This is a genomic window from Azospirillum sp. 11R-A (assembly GCF_049472615.1).
Lineage (GTDB): Bacteria > Pseudomonadota > Alphaproteobacteria > Azospirillales > Azospirillaceae > Azospirillum > Azospirillum palustre.
This window is the reverse complement of sequence record NZ_JBCEBL010000008.1, coordinates 1-17,742: the sequence shown is the minus strand read 5'-3', so window position 1 is coordinate 17,742 and position 17,742 is coordinate 1. Positions and strand designations below refer to the sequence as shown.

At 67.0% G+C, this 17,742-nt stretch carries 15 protein-coding genes and 1 rRNA gene; 12 read left to right on the top strand and 4 right to left on the bottom strand.

From position 1 onward, the window contains the following. The first annotated feature begins 254 nt into the window (after positions 1 to 254). The 12 genes from VH569_RS13530 (at position 255) to VH569_RS13475 (ending at position 14,320) form a co-directional block, all read left to right on the top strand. Complete coding sequence (locus VH569_RS13530; protein ID WP_423315802.1) at positions 255 to 1,544, top strand: tetratricopeptide repeat protein; 1,290 nt, start codon at positions 255 to 257, stop codon at positions 1,542 to 1,544. 12 nt (positions 1,545 to 1,556) lie between these two features. Further along, a complete protein-coding gene (locus tag VH569_RS13525; RefSeq protein ID WP_098735788.1) occupies positions 1,557 to 1,868 on the top strand; it encodes a hypothetical protein in 312 nt (103 codons plus the stop codon). A gap of 157 nt (positions 1,869 to 2,025) precedes the next feature. Then, a complete protein-coding gene (locus VH569_RS13520) occupies positions 2,026 to 2,550 on the top strand; it encodes a hypothetical protein (RefSeq protein ID WP_244592340.1) in 525 nt (174 codons plus the stop codon). 206 nt (positions 2,551 to 2,756) lie between these two features. Then, the gene (tssB, locus tag VH569_RS13515; protein ID WP_098735786.1) at positions 2,757 to 3,299 is read left to right on the top strand and encodes a type VI secretion system contractile sheath small subunit; all 543 of its coding nucleotides are present in this window, start codon (positions 2,757 to 2,759) and stop codon (positions 3,297 to 3,299) included. A gap of 46 nt (positions 3,300 to 3,345) precedes the next feature. Beyond that, positions 3,346 to 4,815, top strand: coding sequence for a type VI secretion system contractile sheath large subunit (tssC, locus tag VH569_RS13510; protein WP_423315801.1), 1,470 nt, complete (start codon positions 3,346 to 3,348; stop codon positions 4,813 to 4,815). 47 nt (positions 4,816 to 4,862) lie between these two features. Then, positions 4,863 to 5,372, top strand: coding sequence for a type VI secretion system tube protein Hcp (locus VH569_RS13505; RefSeq protein WP_098735784.1), 510 nt, complete (start codon positions 4,863 to 4,865; stop codon positions 5,370 to 5,372). Positions 5,373 to 5,514: 142 nt separating this feature from the next. Further along, complete coding sequence (tssE, locus tag VH569_RS13500; protein ID WP_423315800.1) at positions 5,515 to 6,000, top strand: type VI secretion system baseplate subunit TssE; 486 nt, start codon at positions 5,515 to 5,517, stop codon at positions 5,998 to 6,000. Position 6,001: 1 nt separating this feature from the next. Continuing rightward, entirely contained in the window at positions 6,002 to 7,798 is a 1,797-nt protein-coding gene (gene tssF / locus VH569_RS13495) for a type VI secretion system baseplate subunit TssF (RefSeq protein ID WP_423315799.1), read from the top strand. Then, positions 7,762 to 8,799 (top strand): type VI secretion system baseplate subunit TssG, encoded by a 1,038-nt coding sequence (gene tssG / locus VH569_RS13490; protein ID WP_423315798.1) that lies wholly within the window; start codon positions 7,762 to 7,764, stop codon positions 8,797 to 8,799. The genes tssF and tssG overlap by 37 nt, the downstream gene beginning before the upstream one ends. Beyond that, positions 8,796 to 11,447 carry a type VI secretion system ATPase TssH gene (gene tssH, locus VH569_RS13485; RefSeq protein WP_423315797.1) on the top strand — a complete coding sequence of 884 codons (2,652 nt, stop codon included), beginning with the start codon at positions 8,796 to 8,798 and terminating at the stop codon, positions 11,445 to 11,447. The genes tssG and tssH overlap by 4 nt, the downstream gene beginning before the upstream one ends. 52 nt (positions 11,448 to 11,499) lie before the next feature. After that, entirely contained in the window at positions 11,500 to 13,617 is a 2,118-nt protein-coding gene (locus VH569_RS13480; RefSeq protein WP_423315796.1) for a type VI secretion system Vgr family protein, read from the top strand. 10 nt (positions 13,618 to 13,627) lie between these two features. After that, complete coding sequence (locus tag VH569_RS13475) at positions 13,628 to 14,320, top strand: toxin-antitoxin system YwqK family antitoxin (protein ID WP_423315795.1); 693 nt, start codon at positions 13,628 to 13,630, stop codon at positions 14,318 to 14,320. Positions 14,321 to 14,350: 30 nt separating this feature from the next. On the opposite strand, the gene VH569_RS13470 is transcribed toward VH569_RS13475, so the two are convergent. The 4 genes from VH569_RS13470 to rrf all read right to left on the bottom strand — a co-directional run bounded on the left by VH569_RS13470 (position 14,351) and on the right by rrf (position 17,578). Then, positions 14,351 to 14,740, bottom strand: coding sequence for a DUF4280 domain-containing protein (locus VH569_RS13470; protein WP_423315794.1), 390 nt, complete (start codon positions 14,738 to 14,740; stop codon positions 14,351 to 14,353). 105 nt (positions 14,741 to 14,845) lie between these two features. Next, positions 14,846 to 15,982 (bottom strand): hypothetical protein, encoded by a 1,137-nt coding sequence (locus VH569_RS13465; protein WP_098735776.1) that lies wholly within the window; start codon positions 15,980 to 15,982, stop codon positions 14,846 to 14,848. 306 nt (positions 15,983 to 16,288) lie between these two features. Further along, complete coding sequence (locus VH569_RS13460; protein WP_423315793.1) at positions 16,289 to 17,224, bottom strand: DMT family transporter; 936 nt, start codon at positions 17,222 to 17,224, stop codon at positions 16,289 to 16,291. Positions 17,225 to 17,462: 238 nt separating this feature from the next. After that, positions 17,463 to 17,578 (bottom strand): 5S ribosomal RNA (rrf, locus tag VH569_RS13455). Positions 17,579 to 17,742 lie beyond the last annotated feature (164 nt).

The window sequence follows — 17,742 nt, the reverse complement described above, 5'->3', positions numbered from 1 at the left end:
GCCCCTGAAGATTGGCCCATGTTGGTTCGATCTGCTTTTGCGGCGGCATCGGGGGTGCGGTATGCCCTTTGTCACGGCATAGGCCGGAATATCAGTCTTTCTCGGAGGGGACCGCCATGGACGAAGCGTCCGCCACTATGGCACCCGCAATGGCGCAGCCAAGTGTCGCCGGAACACCCTCCCCCCGTCATGCCCCGTCTCTCCAAACCCCCTCATTCCAAGCCGGCGAGATCCCGGACGAAATCCGGGCGAAGGTGGAGGACGGCACGGCCCTGCTCCGCCAGGGACGCTTCGCCGAGGCTGCCGACCTGTTCGGCGACGCCATCGCCGCGCAGCCCGACTGGCCGATGCCCTACAACAACCTCGCGGTCGCGCTGCGCGGCATGGGCCGGTTGGACGAGGCGCTGCTCGCCTGCGCCGCCGCGCTGCGCCACCGCCCCGACTATCCGGAGGCCTTCGCCAACCTCGCCCGCATCCTGCTCGCCCAGAACCGCTACCGCGACGCCGCCCTCGCCGCCGAGCAGGCGGCCAAGCTGCGCCCGGACCACTCGGCGATGCATGCCCTGCGTGCCATGGCCCTGTTAAAGGACCAGGCGCCGGCGGAGGCCCTGCCCGTGTGCCGCGCCGCGCTCGCCCTCGATCCGGCGGGCACGGAAGTCCTGGCGGTGCAGGCCCAGGCGCTGGACGCCGTCGGCCGGTCGGCGGAGGCCCTGTCCGCCGCCCGCCGCGGGGCGGCGCTCGACCCGTTGCGGCGGGAATCGCTGATCGTGCTGGGATCGCTGCTGGTGAACCGCAACCACCGGGACGAGGCGCTGGCGGTGTACCGCCGGGCGATGGAGCTCAATCCGGACGACACGGTTCTGGCCCATCTCGTCCACGCCATCGCCGGGACCACCTCGGCCAAGGCGCCGGAGGCCTATGTCGCCAACGTGTTCGATTCCTATGCCGACCGTTTCGACGAGCATCTGGTCAAGACGCTCCAGTACAAGGCGCATGAGATCGTCGCACGTACCGCGGTCGCTGCCCTGCCGGCAACCCTATCAGCGGATGGCGGTGCGCGGATCCTGGACATCGGCTGCGGCACCGGCCTGTGCGGGCCGATCCTGCGTCCGGCGGCATCCCGGCTGGTCGGGGTCGATCTGTCGGCGCGCATGCTGGACAAGGCGCGCGACCGCAGCCTCTACGACCTGCTGGCGCAGGCCGAACTCGTCCAGTTCATGACCGGAACCGGCGAACGCTTCGATGCCGTCGTCAGCGCGGACGTACTTTGCTACATCGGCGACCTGACCGAGGTCTTCCGGGCGGCGGCGGGGGTGCTGGAACCGGGCGGGCTGCTCGCTTTCACGGTGGAGCGGCAGGAGGATCCGGGATACCGGCTGACGCCGAGCGGCCGGTACGTCCATGGCCTCGACCATCTGCGAAGCAGTGCGCGCGGCCTGTTCCGCGCCAGGACCATCGACAACGTGATCCTGCGCACCGAAGCGTCGGTTCCGGTCCACGGCTATCTCTGCATGTTCCAGCGGCTTCCTCATGCCGTGCATTGACCGGGCGGCGCGTTGAGCCGGGACAAACGCCTGCGGGCGGTGCTTCCGCGTCTGGGCAGCGAGGCGGCGGGCGAGCGGATTGCAGCCCTGGCGGCGCTGGAGCGGCTGTTGCCGGCCGGCCAGACGCTGCGGGAGGTGATCGAGGTCGGTCTGTTCTACCTCGACCGCCGGGGGGTGGATGCATCGCCCATCGAGGAGGTCGGCCGCCTGCGCAGCGCCGCACAGGCCGCCGCCCGCCGCGACGAACAGCAACGCGGCCGGATCGCCGCGCTGGAGGCGGCGATCCGCGATGCGCTCGCCCAACTCCGGCAGGCGCGGGACTGAGCCTTACAGGTCATTCATGGATTCACTCACACTTCGGGGTCGCCCTTTGTCCTCCTTCGTCGTGCCTTGCCAGCATTCCCTGAGGTCGGCCGTCGAGGCGGCAGCGGTCGCCCGCGGCATGACGACATCGCAGCTCATTCGAGCATTCCTGACGGTCATGAGTCCCGACGTGCTCGAAGCCCTGCCGGATCCGGGGGAACCCAACCCGGTGGACGTGTCGTACCGGCGGGTGACGCTGAAGAACGGACGCACCCGGCGGGTGCGCGTGGTGCCGAAGCTGAGGGTGCGCTACCCGGTCCGGCTGGACCATGCGACGGTCCGCAAGGCGGCGTGGGCGGCGGCGACCATCGGTGCGTCCGACGGGGCGCGTCTGGTCACGTCGGGCGAACTGGCCGCGGTGGAAACCGAGATGAGCCGCTGCCGCCTGCGCCTGGAGCAATTGACCTCTGCGCTGGAGACGCTGGCCTTCCGTCCGCTCCAGCAGCCGATCCTGAAGCCCTGGCAGGCGACCTACGTGCTGGGATTCACCCACGAGTGGGGGCTCGATCCGCAGGCGGTCAACAGCCGATTCCGCACATTGGCGCCGATCTACCATCCCGACACCGGCCTGCTGTCGAGCGCGGAACGGATGAGCCAGCTGGTGGAAGCGCGCAACTTCCTGCTGCGGCACCTGCGCCGGTAACTCCGTACCGGCGCGGGGCTTCCCGCCGGAATGGAACAGGCCGAAAGGCCGGTTGCGGGGTAATACCTCCGAAACGGAGGTGTTACCGGGGGATGTCAGCCAATTGGGGCCTATCTCGGCTGGCTAAGATTGATTGCACTCCGAATGATGGCGGGGCTAACGCGCGGCGCAGGGCGCGCATGGATTCATTGCGAGGTGGTGAGGTCATGACCGAGAGCATCCAGAAGAAATTGGAGCGCGTCCGTCCGCCGCGCGTCAAGCTGACGTACGAGGTTCACACCGGCGGCGCCACCGAGATGAAGGAGCTTCCGTTCCTCGTCGGCGTCCTGGCCGACCTGAGCGGCAAGCCGGAAAAGCCGCTGCCGAAGCTGAAGGAGCGGAAGTTCGTCGAGGTCGACCGCGACAATTTCAACGACGTTCTCGCCTCCGCCGCTCCGCGGCTGGCGTTCCAGGTCGACAACAAGCTCCAGCCCGACGGCGGCAAGCTCAACGTGCTGCTGAACTTCGACGACATGGGCGACTTCGAGCCGGTCCAGGTGCTGAACCAGGTGCCGGCGCTGGCCCGCCTGTTCGAGGCCCGGCAGAAGCTCTCCGACCTGCTGGCGAAGCTGGACGGCAACGACGAACTGAGCGGTCTGCTCAACGACGTCATCTCCAACACCGAACAGCAGGATGAGCTGAAGAAGCTCCTCGGCCCCACGGAAACGGCCATGGCGCCGGTTTCGACGGAAGAGCCGCCGGCCGCCTGACGGCTGCCAATCCGCTGATACGGAACGCATTCACAGGAGTGCCCAAGTGACTACGGAAATGTCCGTCGAGAGCACCGCCAGCGCCAGCCTGCTCGACCGCATGATGGTCGAGGGCAAGATGGCGCGTGAAGAAGGCCAGCGCCCCTACGCCCGCGACCTGCTGTCCGAGTTCGTGGACCAGGTCGTCGCCGAGACCGGCGACGCCGTCGCCGTGGATGTCGTCGAGGCGATCAACCACCGCATCGCCCAGATCGACGAGCTGATCAGCCTTCAGCTCAACGAGGTGCTGCACCATGAGGACTTCCAGAAGCTGGAAGCCACCTGGCGCGGCCTGAACTACCTCGTCATGAACAGCGAGACCGGCAAGCAGCTCAAGATCCGCGTGCTGAACAGCTCGCGCAAGGACCTGCAGAAGGATCTCGACAGCGCGGTCGAGTTCGACCAGAGCGCGCTGTTCAAGATGGTCTACGAGGCCGAGTACGGCACGCTCGGCGGCACGCCCTACAGCGTGCTGATCGGCGACTACGAGTTCGGCCGCCATCCGCAGGACATATCGCTGATCGAGAAGATCTCGAACGTCGCCGCTGCGGCCCATGCGCCCTTCATCGCCGCCGCCTCGCCCAAGATGTTCGACATGGACAGCTTCTCCGAGCTGTCGGGTCCGCGCGACCTGTCGAAGATCTTCGAAACCGCCGAGATGACGAAGTGGCGCTCCTTCCGCGCGTCGGAAGACTCGCGCTACGTCGCGCTCGTCATGCCGCACACGCTGCTGCGCCTGCCCTACGGCCCGAAGACGGTGCCGGTCGAAGGCGTGAACTTCGTGGAGGACGTGGACGGCCGCGATCACTCCAAGTACCTGTGGGGCAACGCCTCGTGGGCGCTCGGCGCGCGCATCACCGACGCCTTCGCCAAGTATGGCTGGACTGCGGCCATCCGCGGCGTCGAGGGCGGCGGCCGGGTCGGCGGTCTGCCCACCCACACCTTCAAGACGGACGAGGGCGACGTCGCGCTGAAGTGCCCGACCGAGATCGCCATCACCGACCGTCGTGAAAAGGAGCTGAACGACCTCGGCTTCATTTCGCTGGTGCACTGCAAGAACACCGACTATGCGGCGTTCTTCGGCGGCCAGACGGCCAACAAGCCGAAGGTGTACAACACCAACGAGGCCAACGCGAACGCGCGGCTCTCGGCGATGCTGCCCTACATGCTCGTGTCGTCGCGTTTCGCGCATTACCTGAAGGTCATGCTGCGCGACAAGATCGGCTCGTTCACGACCCGCGGCAACGTGCAGAGCTACCTGAACACCTGGATCGGCAACTACATCCTGCTGGATGACGACGCCTCCCAGGACATGAAGGCGCGCTTCCCGCTGCGCGAGGCCCGCGTGGACGTCTACGAGGTGCCGGGCCGTCCGGGCGTTTACCGCGCCAACGTGTTCCTGCGCCCGCACTTCCAGCTCGAAGAGCTGTCGGCTTCGATCCGGCTGGTGGCCGAGCTGCCGGCGCCGGAAGCCTGACCCCGGCCCCGACCGTCCAACGCCCATCTGTTTAGGAGTTCATCACCATGTCAATGGTCATCCTGGAGATCCCCGAGGTCAAGGGCGAGTGCCGGGTCAAGACGAAGCAGGTCGACTTCACCGACATGATCCTGTGCGAATCGCTCGCGCAGGACATGGAAGTCGAGATGGAAGTCACGACCAACGCGCGGCGCACCGTCCACACGCCGAAGGTCAACAACATCACGCTGGAGCGCAAGTGGGACATCGCGTCCCCCAAGCTCATCAGCCTGCTGCTGCGGGCCGGCGTGAAGGGCGAGACCTGGAAGATCCACTGCGTCAAGCCGCTGGGCGACGACGAGTTCCAGTGGGTCGAGTTCCTCACCCTGGAGCTGACCAACCCGCTTCTGTCGAAGCACTCGCTGAGCGTCAGCGAGGGCGACACCACGGAGAGCCTGGAGATCAACGCCACGAAGATCACCTGGGTCTACAAGCAGTACGACGAGAAGCAGACCAGCCAGGGCGGCGGCGGCGTCTCGTTCGACCTGCTCACCGGTGCGGTCGGCGGCGCGAGCTGAGACTCTGCGGCATGAGCCCCCGGCAACTGCCGGGGCCATGCCGTGGCGGAAACGGTTGCCCCCTCTCTCGCTCCGCAAGGGAGGGGCAAGCGTGGCAACGCCGCGGGCAAGCGGACGACGACAAGGGATCGAAAGGCCGGTAATGACACAGTCCAAGGCGATGAACGGCGGGCGCACGCTGCTCTTCGAGCGCCTGATCGATTTCGAGCCGGACGACCCGTCGACCGACGATCCGTCCATGATCGTCATGTCCATGCCCGACCTGACCGCGTCCATCCAGCGGGAGATCCAGCGTCTGCTGGACAGCCGCACCGCGGGCGAACGCCGGACCGACACCGGCGGCACCGTGATGGAATACGGATTGCCGGACTTCGGCGAGATCCACCCGCGCTCCTTCACCGACCGCCGCCGGGTGGAGACCGTGGTCCGCCATGCCATCCTCGATTTCGAGCCGCGCCTGCTGCGGCCGCGCGTCGTCGTGACGCCGGGCAAGGGCAACGGGACGCTGACGGTGGAAATCTCCGGCGAGGTGGCCGCCGGGACCGTCGTCGAGCCGCTGTTCTTCTCCGTCAATCTCGGCGCTGCATCCCAGGCGCCGGCCGCCGGCCTCGCCGCCGGGACGGATTGACATGCGGCGCGAGGATCTCCTCGAACATTACGAGCGCGAACTGCTGTACGTCCGCCGGGCGGGCGAGGCGTTCGCACGCAGTTACCCGAAGATCGCCCGGCGCCTGGCGCTCGGGCCCGACCAGGCGGCCGATCCCAACGTCGAGCGGCTGATCGAGTCCTTCGCATTCCTGACCGGACGCCTGCAACTCAACCTCGACCGCGAATTTCCGCGCTTCACCGAAGCGCTGCTGGGCATCCTCCACCCGCAGCTGGTGGCGCCGGTGCCGCCGATGGGCATCGCCCAGATGGAGCCGGCGGCCGGCAACGGCCAGCTCACCGGCGGCTTCACCGTGCCGCGGGGCACGGCGCTGCACGCGCTCGCCGAAGGATCGGCGCGCTGCCGCTTCCGCACGGCCTACGACGTGATCCTGTGGCCGCTGGCGCTGACCGAGGCCGCGGTGGAGCCGACCGAGCGCTACGACTTCATCGACGGCGGCGAAGCCGCCTCGGTCCTGCGCCTGCGGCTGGAAACCTGCAACCAGGTCTTCGAGAACCTGCCGGTCGAGAGCCTGAGGCTGTTCCTCAACGGCGAGCCGGTGCTGAACGCGGCGCTGCACGAGCTGCTGCTGTGCGGCATGGTGGAGGTCGTCTACCTGATGCCCGGCAAGCCGCCGGTGCGGTTGCGCGGCGACGACCTGCTGCGCCCCGTCGGCTTCGAGCCCGACCAGACCGTGCTGCCCCACCCGCGGCACGCCCAGCCGGCCTACGGCCTGCTGCAGGAGTATTTCGAGTTCCCGCAGAAGTTCGACTTCTACGATCTGGCACTGCCGCAGGGCCGGCTGTCGGGAACCGTGGTGGACGTGCTGATCCTGGTGTCGCGCCCGCTGCCCAACCGGCTGACGGTGCGCCGCGACTGTTTCCGGCTGGGCTGCACGCCGATCGTCAACCTGTTCACCCGCTCGGCCGAGCCGGTGCGGCTCAACCACAAGCGCACCTCCTACCGCGTCGTCGCCGACGCCATGCGCGAGCGGACCACCGAGATCCATTCGGTGCTGGAGGTCACGGGCATGCGCGACGCCGACGGCGCGCGCCGCACCTATGTGCCGCTGTTCTCCTTCCAGCATGCCAGCGCCGATGCCGATCCGCGCGGCTTCTGGCTCGCCGCGCGCGAACCGACCCAGCGCGAGGACATGCCGGGCACCGACGTCTATCTCAGCCTGCACCATCTCGACCTCGATCCGGCGGAGCCGGCGGACGAGACGCTGCTGGTGCGGGTCGCCTGCACCAACCGGGGACTGGCGGAGCAGGTGCCGGCCGGGGCGGTGCTGATGATCGAGGAGGCGGCCCCCATCGCATCCATCCGCTGCCTGAACAAGCCGACCGCCGGGCGTCCCGCCCCGATCGGCGGCACGTCGGCGTGGAAGCTGGTCTCGCACCTGTCGGTCAACCACCTCAGCCTGACGGGCGATCCGGAGGGGCTGCGGGCGCTCCAGGCCATTCTCGGGCTCTATGCGCCGGACGACGTGATGGCGCAGAACCAGCTGCGCGGCCTGAACGCCCTGTCCTCGCGACCGGTCCTGCACCGCATCGGCCAGGACGCCTGGCGCGGCTTCGTCCGCGGGCTGGAACTGACGCTCGACATCGACGAACGCAACTTCGTGGGCACCAGCCCGCTGGTGTTCGGCGGGGTGCTGAGCCGCTTCCTCGGCCTCTACGTCAACGTCAACGCTTTCGCCCAGCTTCGGCTGCGCTCGGTGCAACGAGGGGGGATCTGGAAGACATGGCCACGCCTGGCAGGCAATCAGCCCGTCCTCTGATCGAGGCGCTGGAGGCCGAGCCCTGGGGGTTCGACCTGTTCCAGGCCATCGCCTTGCTGGAACGCGCCGCACCGGACCGCGAGCCGCTGGGGTCGGGCATCGATCCCGACCGCGAGGCCGTGCGCATCGAACATGACGCCACCCTCGCCTTTCCGGCCAGCGACGTGGTGTCGGCGCGGCAGGACGAGGACGGGCGCGGCGTCGTGCGCTCGCCGGTGCTGGGGCTCGGCGGCACCGGCGGTCCCCTGCCCTATGTCGCCACCGAGATGATGCTGGAGCGCGCGGCCCGCCACGACACGGCGGGCGCCGCCTTCTACGACATCTTCAACCACCGCCTGATGTCGATCCTCTACCGGACGCGGCAGGGCAGCCTGCCGCTGCTGGAGCGCGATCCGGAGCGGTCGCTGCTGGCTCGGGCGCTGCGTTCCCTGGTGGGCATCGGCACCGGTCATCTGGAGGAGCGGCTGCCAGGTGCGCCCGACCGCATGCTGCTGGCCTTTTCCGGCATCCTGTCCTGCCGCGTGCGTTCCGCCGCCGGTCTGGAGACGATGATCGGCGCCATCTTCCAGGTCGAGGCACGGGTCAAGGGCTTCGTCGGCCGCTGGCTTCCCCTGGGCGAAGAGGCGACGACCGTCGTCAGCTCCGGGCGGCGGGGACGCAACAACCGGCTGGGCCAGGACATGGTGGTCGGACGGCGCGTCTGGGACCAGCAGACCTGCTACGCCATCGAACTGAAAATGGACTCGCTGGAGCGCTACCGCGACTTCCTGCCCAGCGGCCGCCACCACGCCACGCTGTGCGCCATCGCCCGCTTCCACAGCGGCGACGGCATGGATTTCCAGATCTCCCTGGTGCTGAGCCCGCCGATGGTGCCGCACACCCGCCTTTCCGCCCGCGATGGCAGCCTGCTCGGCTGGACGTCCTGGCTGCGCTTCCCCAACTCGCCGAGCCGGATACCCGGCCAGCTCACTCTTCAGCCCGCGACCGGAGGCAGCCCGTGACCGCCGACATCAAGACCCTGATCGGAAAGCTCGACCGCGACGGCCGCAAGGTGCTGGAACGCGCCGCCGCGCTCTGCGTGTCGAACACCCATTACGACGTCGAGGTCGAACATCTGCTGCTCAGTGTCCTGCGCGCGAACAGCGGCGTCGTGGCCGGCATCCTGCGCCATTACAACGTCGATGCGGCGCGGGTCGAGGCCGAGCTGAACGCGGCGCTGGAGAAGATCCGCCGCGGCAACACCCGCACCCCCGCCTTCTCGCCGCGGGTGCCGGAGCTGCTGGAGAACGCGCTGCTCACCTCGGTGACGCATCTGGACAGCCCGCAGATCCTGGTGCCGGCCCTGCTGTGGGCGGCGGTCGCCTGCGATTCGGTGCGCGCGGTGGTCGGCGAGTCCGCACCGTCGCTGCTTGCCATCCCGCGCGACCGCACCGCCACCGACCTGCCGGAACTCGTGCGCATGCTGCGCAGCGACACCAAGCTCGGCGAGGCGTCTCCGGCGGCGGCGGGGCAGATTGGCGCACCGCTCGGCGAGGCATCCTCGACACCCTCGCCGCTGGCCTCCGGCCAGTCCATGCTCGACCAGTACACCGTCGACCTGACGGCGCAGGCGCGTGCCGGCAAGATCGATCCGGTGATCGGCCGCGACCGGGAAATACGCCAAGTCGTCGACGTGATGATGCGGCGGCGGCAGAACAACCCGATCCTGGTCGGCGACCCCGGCGTCGGCAAGACCGCCATCGTCGAAGGGCTGGCGCTGCGCATCGCCGAGGGCGACGTGCCCACCCCGCTGCGCGGCACGGCGATCCGCACGCTGGATCTCGGCCTTCTCCAGGCGGGCGCCGGCGTCAAGGGCGAGTTCGAGAACCGGCTGAAGTCGATCATCAAGGAGGTCGCGGCCTCCGCCGTGCCGACGGTGGTCTTCATCGACGAGGCCCACGCGCTGATCGGGGCCGGCGGGGCGGCCGGACAGGGCGACGCCGCCAACCTGCTGAAGCCGGCGCTCGCCCGCGGCGAGTTCCGCACCATCGCCGCCACCACCTGGGCCGAGTACAAGAAATACTTCGAGAAGGACCCGGCGCTTGCCCGCCGTTTCCAGCCGGTCTCCGTTCCCGAGCCGGACGAGGCCGCCGCCGCCGCCATGCTGCGCGGGCTGGTGCGCCGTTTCGAGGAGCACCACGGCGTGCGCGTGCTGGATGACGGCATCGCCGCGGCGGTGAAGCTGTCGGCGCGCTACATCCCGGCGCGCCAGCTTCCCGACAAGGCGATCAGCGTGCTGGACACCGCCTGCGCCCGGGTGGCCGTCGCCCGCACCTCCAAACCCGAAGCCGTCGAGACGTTGGAGCGCGAGGACCAGATGCTGGCCCGTGAGGCCGAGCGGCTGGAGCGCGAGGCCGGCGCAACGCATGAGGCCCGGCTGGCCGGCATCGCCGCCCGCCGCCGTGCCGTCGCCGAGGAGCTTGCGGCGCTGACCGGGCGCTGGAACCGCGAGGCCGAACTGGTGAAGGCCATCGACGAGGCGCTGACCGCAGGGCGGCAGGCCGACGCGGTAGCTGCGGAGGAGCGGCTGGCCGCGCTGCGCGGCGACGACGCGCTGGTACCGCACCGGGTCGACGGCGGCGTGGTCGCCGCGGTGGTGTCGAACTGGACCGGCATTCCGGTCGGCTCGATGTCCAAGGACGATGTCGATGTCGTCGTCGGGCTGGAGGAGCGCATGGAAGCGCGCGTCGTCGGTCAGCCGCAAGCCCTGCGCGCCATCGCGCGGGCGGTGCGCGGCTACCGCGCCGGCCTGAACGAGCCCAACCGCCCCATCGGCGTCTTCCTGCTGAGCGGTCCCAGCGGCGTCGGCAAGACGGAAACCTCGCTGGCCCTGGCCGAGCTGCTGAACGGCGGCGAACAGAGCCTCATCACCATCAACATGTCGGAGTACCAGGAGTCGCACGCGGTGGCGACCCTGCGCGGCGCCCCGCCGGGCTATGTCGGCTACGGCAGCGGCGGCGTGCTGACCGAGGCGGTGCGGCGCCGTCCGCATTCGGTCATCCTGATGGACGAGGTGGAGAAGGCCCACCCGGACGTGCTGGACATGTTCTATCAGGTCTTCGACAAGGGCGTGCTGGAGGATGGCGAGGGGGTGGAGGTCGACTTCCGCAACACGCTGATCCTGCTGACCAGCAACCTCGGCGACGTGGAGCTGACGGAACTCGGGCGGGCGCGGCTCGATGCCGGCGAGATCCGCGAGGCGCTGGAGGAAGGTGTCGAGGCCATCTCCGATCCGCTGCGGCGGCGCTTCCGGCCGTCGTTCCTGGGACGGCTGACGGTGGTGCCCTACTATCCCCTCAGCGAGCGGCAGGTCCGCGCCATCGCCATGATGAAGGTGGACAAGTTGCGCAAGCGCACCGAGGGCAACCGTGCGGCAGCACTGACCGTGGCGCCGGCGGCACTGGATGCGCTGGTGCGGCGGGCCGTGCATTCCGATGCGGGCGCCCGTATGATCGACACCCTGCTGTCGGAATTCGTGGTGCCCGAAGTGGCCATGCGGATCCTCGATCAGGTGGCTGCCGGACAACCGGTGGGGGCGATCCGGGTCGATTGCGACAGCGACGGGCGTTTCACCGTGACCGTTGGAGCCGCGGAACCGGCGCTGGCCTGACCGGCGGCGGAACGGGGCGAGGACGCACGAGGGAAGGCAGCACGAGGGAAGAATGAGCGAGCGTTTCTCACAGGCCCAACAGCACCTGTCGATCTCGACTCCGCTCGGACCCGACAAGCTGATCCTGCGCAACATCGTGGGCGAGGAGCGGCTGTCGTCGCTCTTCTCCTACCGGGTGACCATGCTCTCGTCGGACGACGACATCGACTTCGACCAGATCGTCGGCAAGCCGGTGACGGTGACCCTGACTCTGGGCGACGGCACGTCCAAGCGCTACATCAACGCCATCGTCGGCCGCATCGAGCTGACGCACATCGACGACCGCGATTCCTCCGCGCATTACGAGGCGGAGCTGCATCCCTGGCTGTGGATGCTGACCCATTCCGGCGATTGCCGCATCTTCCAGGAAAAGACGGTGCCGGAAATCGTCGAGGCGGTGATCGGCTCCACCGGCGCCATCAAGGCGGTGCTGAACGGCACCTATTCGACCCGCGAATATTGCGTGCAGTACCGCGAGACCGACTACAACTTCATCGCCCGGCTGCTGGAAGAGGAAGGCATCTTCTATTTCTTCGAGCATGCCGACGGCGAACACAAGCTGGTTCTGGGCGACGGCGACAGCGCCTTCACCACCAGCGCGCTGGTCTCCACCTACGAGTATCGCGGGCACAAGGCCTACGACAACGAGGACAACGTCATCACCCAGCTCGGCGTCGAGCGGCGGGTGACGACCAAGAGCGTCGGTGTGGACAGCTATCACTTCGAAACGCCGTCGACCGACCTCTACGCCACGGCGGAGGGGACTGCCGGCACCGGCACGATGAACGACTATGCGGTGCGCCACACGGTCTCCGCCGACGGCGAGCAGATCGCCCTGGTGCGCCAGCAGGCACTCGCCTTCGCCAGCCAGCGCATCCGCGGCGGCGGACACTGCCGCGGGATGGAGGCCGGGACCAAGATCACCATCTCCGGCCACCGCAAGGACTCGCTCAACGCGGAGATGGTGCTGAACTCGGTGCGCATCGACGGGGCGACCAACCGCTTCGTCGCGACCTTCACCGGCTTCCCGTCAGCCCACCCCTTCCGCCCGCTCAACACCGCCCAGAAGCCGCGGATCCATTCGACCCAGACCGCCAAGGTGGTCGGCAAATCGGGCGAGGAGATCTGGCTCGACCAGTATGGGCGGATCAAGGTGCAGTTCCACTGGGACCGGCTCGGCACCAGCGACGAGAAAAGCTCCTGCTGGGTCCGGGTGGCGCAGGGTTGGGCCGGCAAGAATTACGGCATCATGTTCTTCCCGCGCGTCGGGCAGGAGGTGGTGGTCACCTTCCTGGACGGCGATCCCGACCGGCCGCTGGTCACCGGCGCCGTCTACAACGCCGACCAGACCGTTCCCTACACGCTGCCCGACGATTCCACGAAGAGCACCATCAAGACGCAGACCTCCAAGAACGGCACCGGCAAGTTCAACGAGATCCGCTTCGAGGACAAGGCCGACAACGAGGAGATCTTCGTCCAGGCCCAGAAGGACATGAACATCAAGGTCCTCAACGACCTGACACGGCTGGTCAAGCACGACGAGATCGAGACGATCGAGAACGATAGCACCATCGACGTCAAGAACGACCGCAAGCTGACGGTCAAGAACAACCATACGATCACCGTGTCCGAAGGCAACGAGACGCACGCGATTTCGAAGGGCACCCGCGACCTGTCGGTCAAGGGCAAGGAAACGCACCTCAACAACGACGACTTCGAGCACACCGTCGACAACAACTACACGCTGACGGTCAAGGGCAACCTGACCATCGACGTGACCGGCGACATCGTGATCAAGGGCAAGTCGATCAAGCTGACGGCGACCTCGGCCGACATCGGCATCAAGGCGGCGACCGGCATCGAGATCAAGGCGGGCACCTCGCTCGACGTCAAATCCGGCACCGCGATGACCGTGAAGGCCGGGACCGGCATGGAGATCGACGCCGGCATGGGCCTGGACATGAAGGCCGGCATGGGCGCCACGCTGAAGGGCGGGACGACGCTGGACCTCAAGGCGGGGTTGGCCCTGACGGCCCAGGGCCTGACCAGCACGGTGAAGGGGTCGGCGACGGCCGAGGTGAGCGGCGGCGGCATGCTGACGCTCAAGGGCGGCGTGGTGATGGTGAACTGAGATGACGGACATGGACTCTCCAACCGGCGCCCCCGACGCCGCGGGGCCCACCGAGATCAGGGTCGAGGAGCGCGACGCGCACGGGCGCATCGTCCAGTCCGGACGGCTGGTGGACGGGGTGTTCGACGGCGATTTCATCCGTTATGGGGAAACCGGCCGGCCGGCGATGCGGGCCCGCATGCGCGGCGGCGCCATGCATGGCGAGACACGCCACTATGACGATGACGGCAACATCGTGCAGGTCGCCGACTATGTGAATGGCGTGCTGCACGGCACATCGACCTTCTACATGCAGGCGCGGCTGGTCTGCCGCATGAGCTACCACGGCGGCGAGTTGGAAGGGCCGTCCGTCTATTTCGCCACCAACGGTACGGTGGCGGCCGTGGTGCAGTACCGTGCCGGCAAGCGTGAGGGCGAGTCGGTCTTCTACAGCCCGCATGGTGCGGTCCTGCGCCGGGAGACCTATGCGGCGGACCGTCTGCACGGCCCGACGGCAGGCTTTTTCGAGACCGGAGCGGTCAGCGAGCAGGCGTTCTTCAAGGACGGGCTGCTGGAGGGAGAGTTCCTGCGTTTCTTTCCGTCCGGCAAGGTCATGCAGCGCGGCCTCTATCACCAGGGCGTCCTGGTGGAGCCGCTGCGGACCTTCTCCGAGGGCGGGAAGGAAACCGGCGCGATCCCGGCGCCGAAGCCGCCGGGGCGATAGCGTCTGGCGGCTCGGTCCGGCAACCGATGCTCAGGGGACCATTTCGGTGAACTGACCGGGCAGCGTGATCTGGATGACGCCCCCGAAACTGCACATGCATTTCGAACTGTTGTTGAGCGCAGGCATCTTGCCGACCAGCACGGTCGGGCTGCCGGGCACCCAGGGGGCGGCGGTCATCGGCGTGCAGGGCATGGGCGTCAGCACACCGAAAGCCGCCGCGGTGGCCGCCGCCACCATGGGGTTGGCCATGCTCATGCACATGCCGAACGGCAACACATTGACGAACGGCTTGCTGTCCATGATGTTGGCGGCGGGCACCTTCGAACTCATCACCGCGCTGGCGGGAAGAACCATGAGGCTCGACGGTGCGGCGCCGAAGCTGCACATCGTCATCGCGCCCATGACGGCCTGCATTGCCATGATGCGTCTCCTTTTCCCGTTCGCTGCGGTCCATCCCCGGAATAAAGCCCGGAGTCTGTCCAGTGCCTCTCCGGGCGCCGGACAGACTCCGATGAGGCACAGGCGTCAGCCGCCGGCCAGCTTGACGATCTGAAGCGTCGTGGAGACGATGGTCTTCAGGGTCGAGCCGATGGTGACGATGGTCTCGAGCGTCTCCTTCGTCACGCCGATCTTCTCGAGCGGCTTGCCGCGCAGATCCTTGTAGCAGACCAGGTGGCCAGTCATCTGATCGTAGAAGACGTCCTTCGTCTTGATACGCGCCTGCAGCTCATGAATCTTGTCGAGCGTGAAGGTGACCTTCTCGCCGAGAATCTTGACCAACGCATCGGCCTGCTTGGAGAGCTTCTCCTTCTCCAGCTTCTCGATCTGGGTCATCATCTTCTTGGCCTGATCGTAGAGCTTGTCAGACTGCTCTTCCATCTTGCCGGTCTTGGCGTGGTATTCGAGCAGCAGCTTTTCCATGCCGCCGACCGACTTCACGAACGGCACGCCCAGGATCGCCGCCACCTCGCGCGCGCCGGCCTTGAAATTCAGGTCGCCGCTGCTGTAGGCCGACGCCAGCGTGTCGTCGGTCTTGCGGATATCGGTCTCAGCCTTCTCGATGTCGCGGGCGAAATTGTGAATGGCGAGCGCCATGGTGACCGCGGTCTTGCCGATGCTGGCGACGGTCGTGCAGATGCCGATGATCGCCATCGGGGTGGCGCCGCCCGCCGTCACCGCCGCAACGCCGACGCTGACGCCGGCCGACACGGTGCTGGCAAGAATGCTGATCGACCCCAGCACCATGCTCTTGGCGAACTTCAGCTTGAACGACTTCAAATCGGACTTCTTGCTGGCATAGGCGTCCCACGCCTTTTCCACCGCCTTCAGCGCCAGCCCCGACTGTGCCTCGGTGAACTGCTTGCACATGACGTTGATCGTCTTCTCGCGCTCGGCCAGTTCTTTCTCGCTGGCCGGCGGCTTCTTGCCAAGGTTGGCGTCGAAATCCTGGAGAGCCCCCTGGATGTCCTTTTTGGACTTGTTGAGCTGCTCATAGGCCGCTTCGATCAGCTTCTGGACAATGATCTTGTCCTTGTCGATGGCCTTCTGGAGATCCTTCGGAACCTCCTTCAGATCCACCTTCGCGACCATGGCAGGCACCTTCATGTGCTTGGTCTTGAGCCCTGCGGAAAAATCCATCTCGGCGATCTGAATGCCGGCCATCGGGTGCTCTCCAGTGTTGGTCCATTTCTCCCGCCTCAGTATCCACACTGGCAGCGCCACTTCGACCGGGACTTGCTCCGAACTGGACTGTTGGATAATCCATTTTCGGAACAATCGACCGCCGCAAGGTAACGGTTCAAAGAAAATTTGAGCGCAATTGATGATTGCGCCTCCGGCTACTTCGAAAATGAAGGACGGTTCTCCGCACGGATTGCGACCGGCCGCCTCCGTTACCAAAGCCCGTCTTCGGCCGAAAGTCTCCCGCCCAATCAGGATTTCCTGCATGGGTTCGCTTGGGGCCGCCGATCAGCGCGCCCGTGCGGAAAGAGCGATGCCGCCACCGATCAGCGCCACGCTCAGCAGCACGCCCAAGCTCAAAGGTTCGCTGTCGAAGACCGCGCTCAACAGCAGCGCCGTGACCGGCACCAGACAGACGATCTGCCCGGCTTGGCTGGCCGGCATCACCGACAGCGCCTTGCTCCACCACCAATAGCAAAGCCCGGTGGCGATCAGGCAGTTGTAGGCGATGACCGCCAACAGCGAACCCGACCAGTTGATCGGGTGCGCCGTTTCGGCGAACAGCGCCAGCGGTGCCATCACCGCCGCGCTGGCGGCGACCTGCCAGAAGATCTGGGTCCAGAACGGCGTGCGCCACAGCCGTCGGCGATAGAGCGTCGCCCCCAATGCCCAGCTGATCGCGCAACCGATCAGGAAGCCGTTGCCGATCAGCGCGTTGATATCGTTCCAGTTCACCAGCGCCGGGTTGAAGAAGACGACCACCCCGGCGAAGGTCAGCAGCGCCGCCGCGGCTTGCCGCTTGGAGATGCGCTCGCCAAGCAGCAGCAACCCGAGCGGCAGCGTCCACATCTGCATGGTGTAGGCAAGCACAGACGCCCGACCCGGCGAGACGAACTGCAATCCAATGTTGCTCAGCCCCATCATGCCGCCGACCTGCAGCAGGCCGACGACCGCGATCATCAGCCGCTCACCGCGGTGGGGCAGCAAGGGAAATCGCAACAGCGGCGCCAGCAAGGCCAAGCTTACTATGGTGCCGACCAGCCGAACGGCGCAGAAGGCGAGTGGCCCGATGTCGAGCAGCGCCAGCTTCATCAGCGGCCAGTTGGCGCCCCAGAACAGGACGACTCCGGCGAGCTGCAGGTAGATTGTCGGGCTGGGTTCTGTCCCGGCTGCCGTCTGGCGGGCCGTTCCGTTTCGCCTGCCGCCCGCCGTTTCGTCCATCATGACCGGCCGCTCTCTTTAGGTTGCAGAGCATGCTAATTCGGAAGACTGACAATCAGCCCTGCATTCCTCTGGCGGCAGCCGTGCGCCGACGACTCCTGTCTCCAGGCAAGGCCCGACACCGGAGTAAGCGCGGCCCGAACATCGAAACGCCCCGTCTCATTCGAGGCGGGGCGTTTCCGATCTGTGTGAAGATGCAAGCATTTGCGGTTTGGATTGAAGCGTCTCCTGTGCCTGAGCGACCTGGCGGCGACCTACTCTCCCACGTCTTAAGACGCAGTACCATTGGCGCGGAGGCTTTTCACGGCCGAGTTCGGGATGGGATCGGGTGTTTGACACCTCGCCATGACCACCAGGTCACCGAGGCACAAGACCGACGCATCGTTACCGAAAGCGCTGTATGCTTGTTCGTGCAAGTGATTTGAGGATGTATCGAACGGCGATGCGCTGGTCAAGCACTGCTTTTGAGCAGGCTTGCTGCTGCGCATGGCGCGGTTAGTGGTGTCGAGATCAAGCCGATC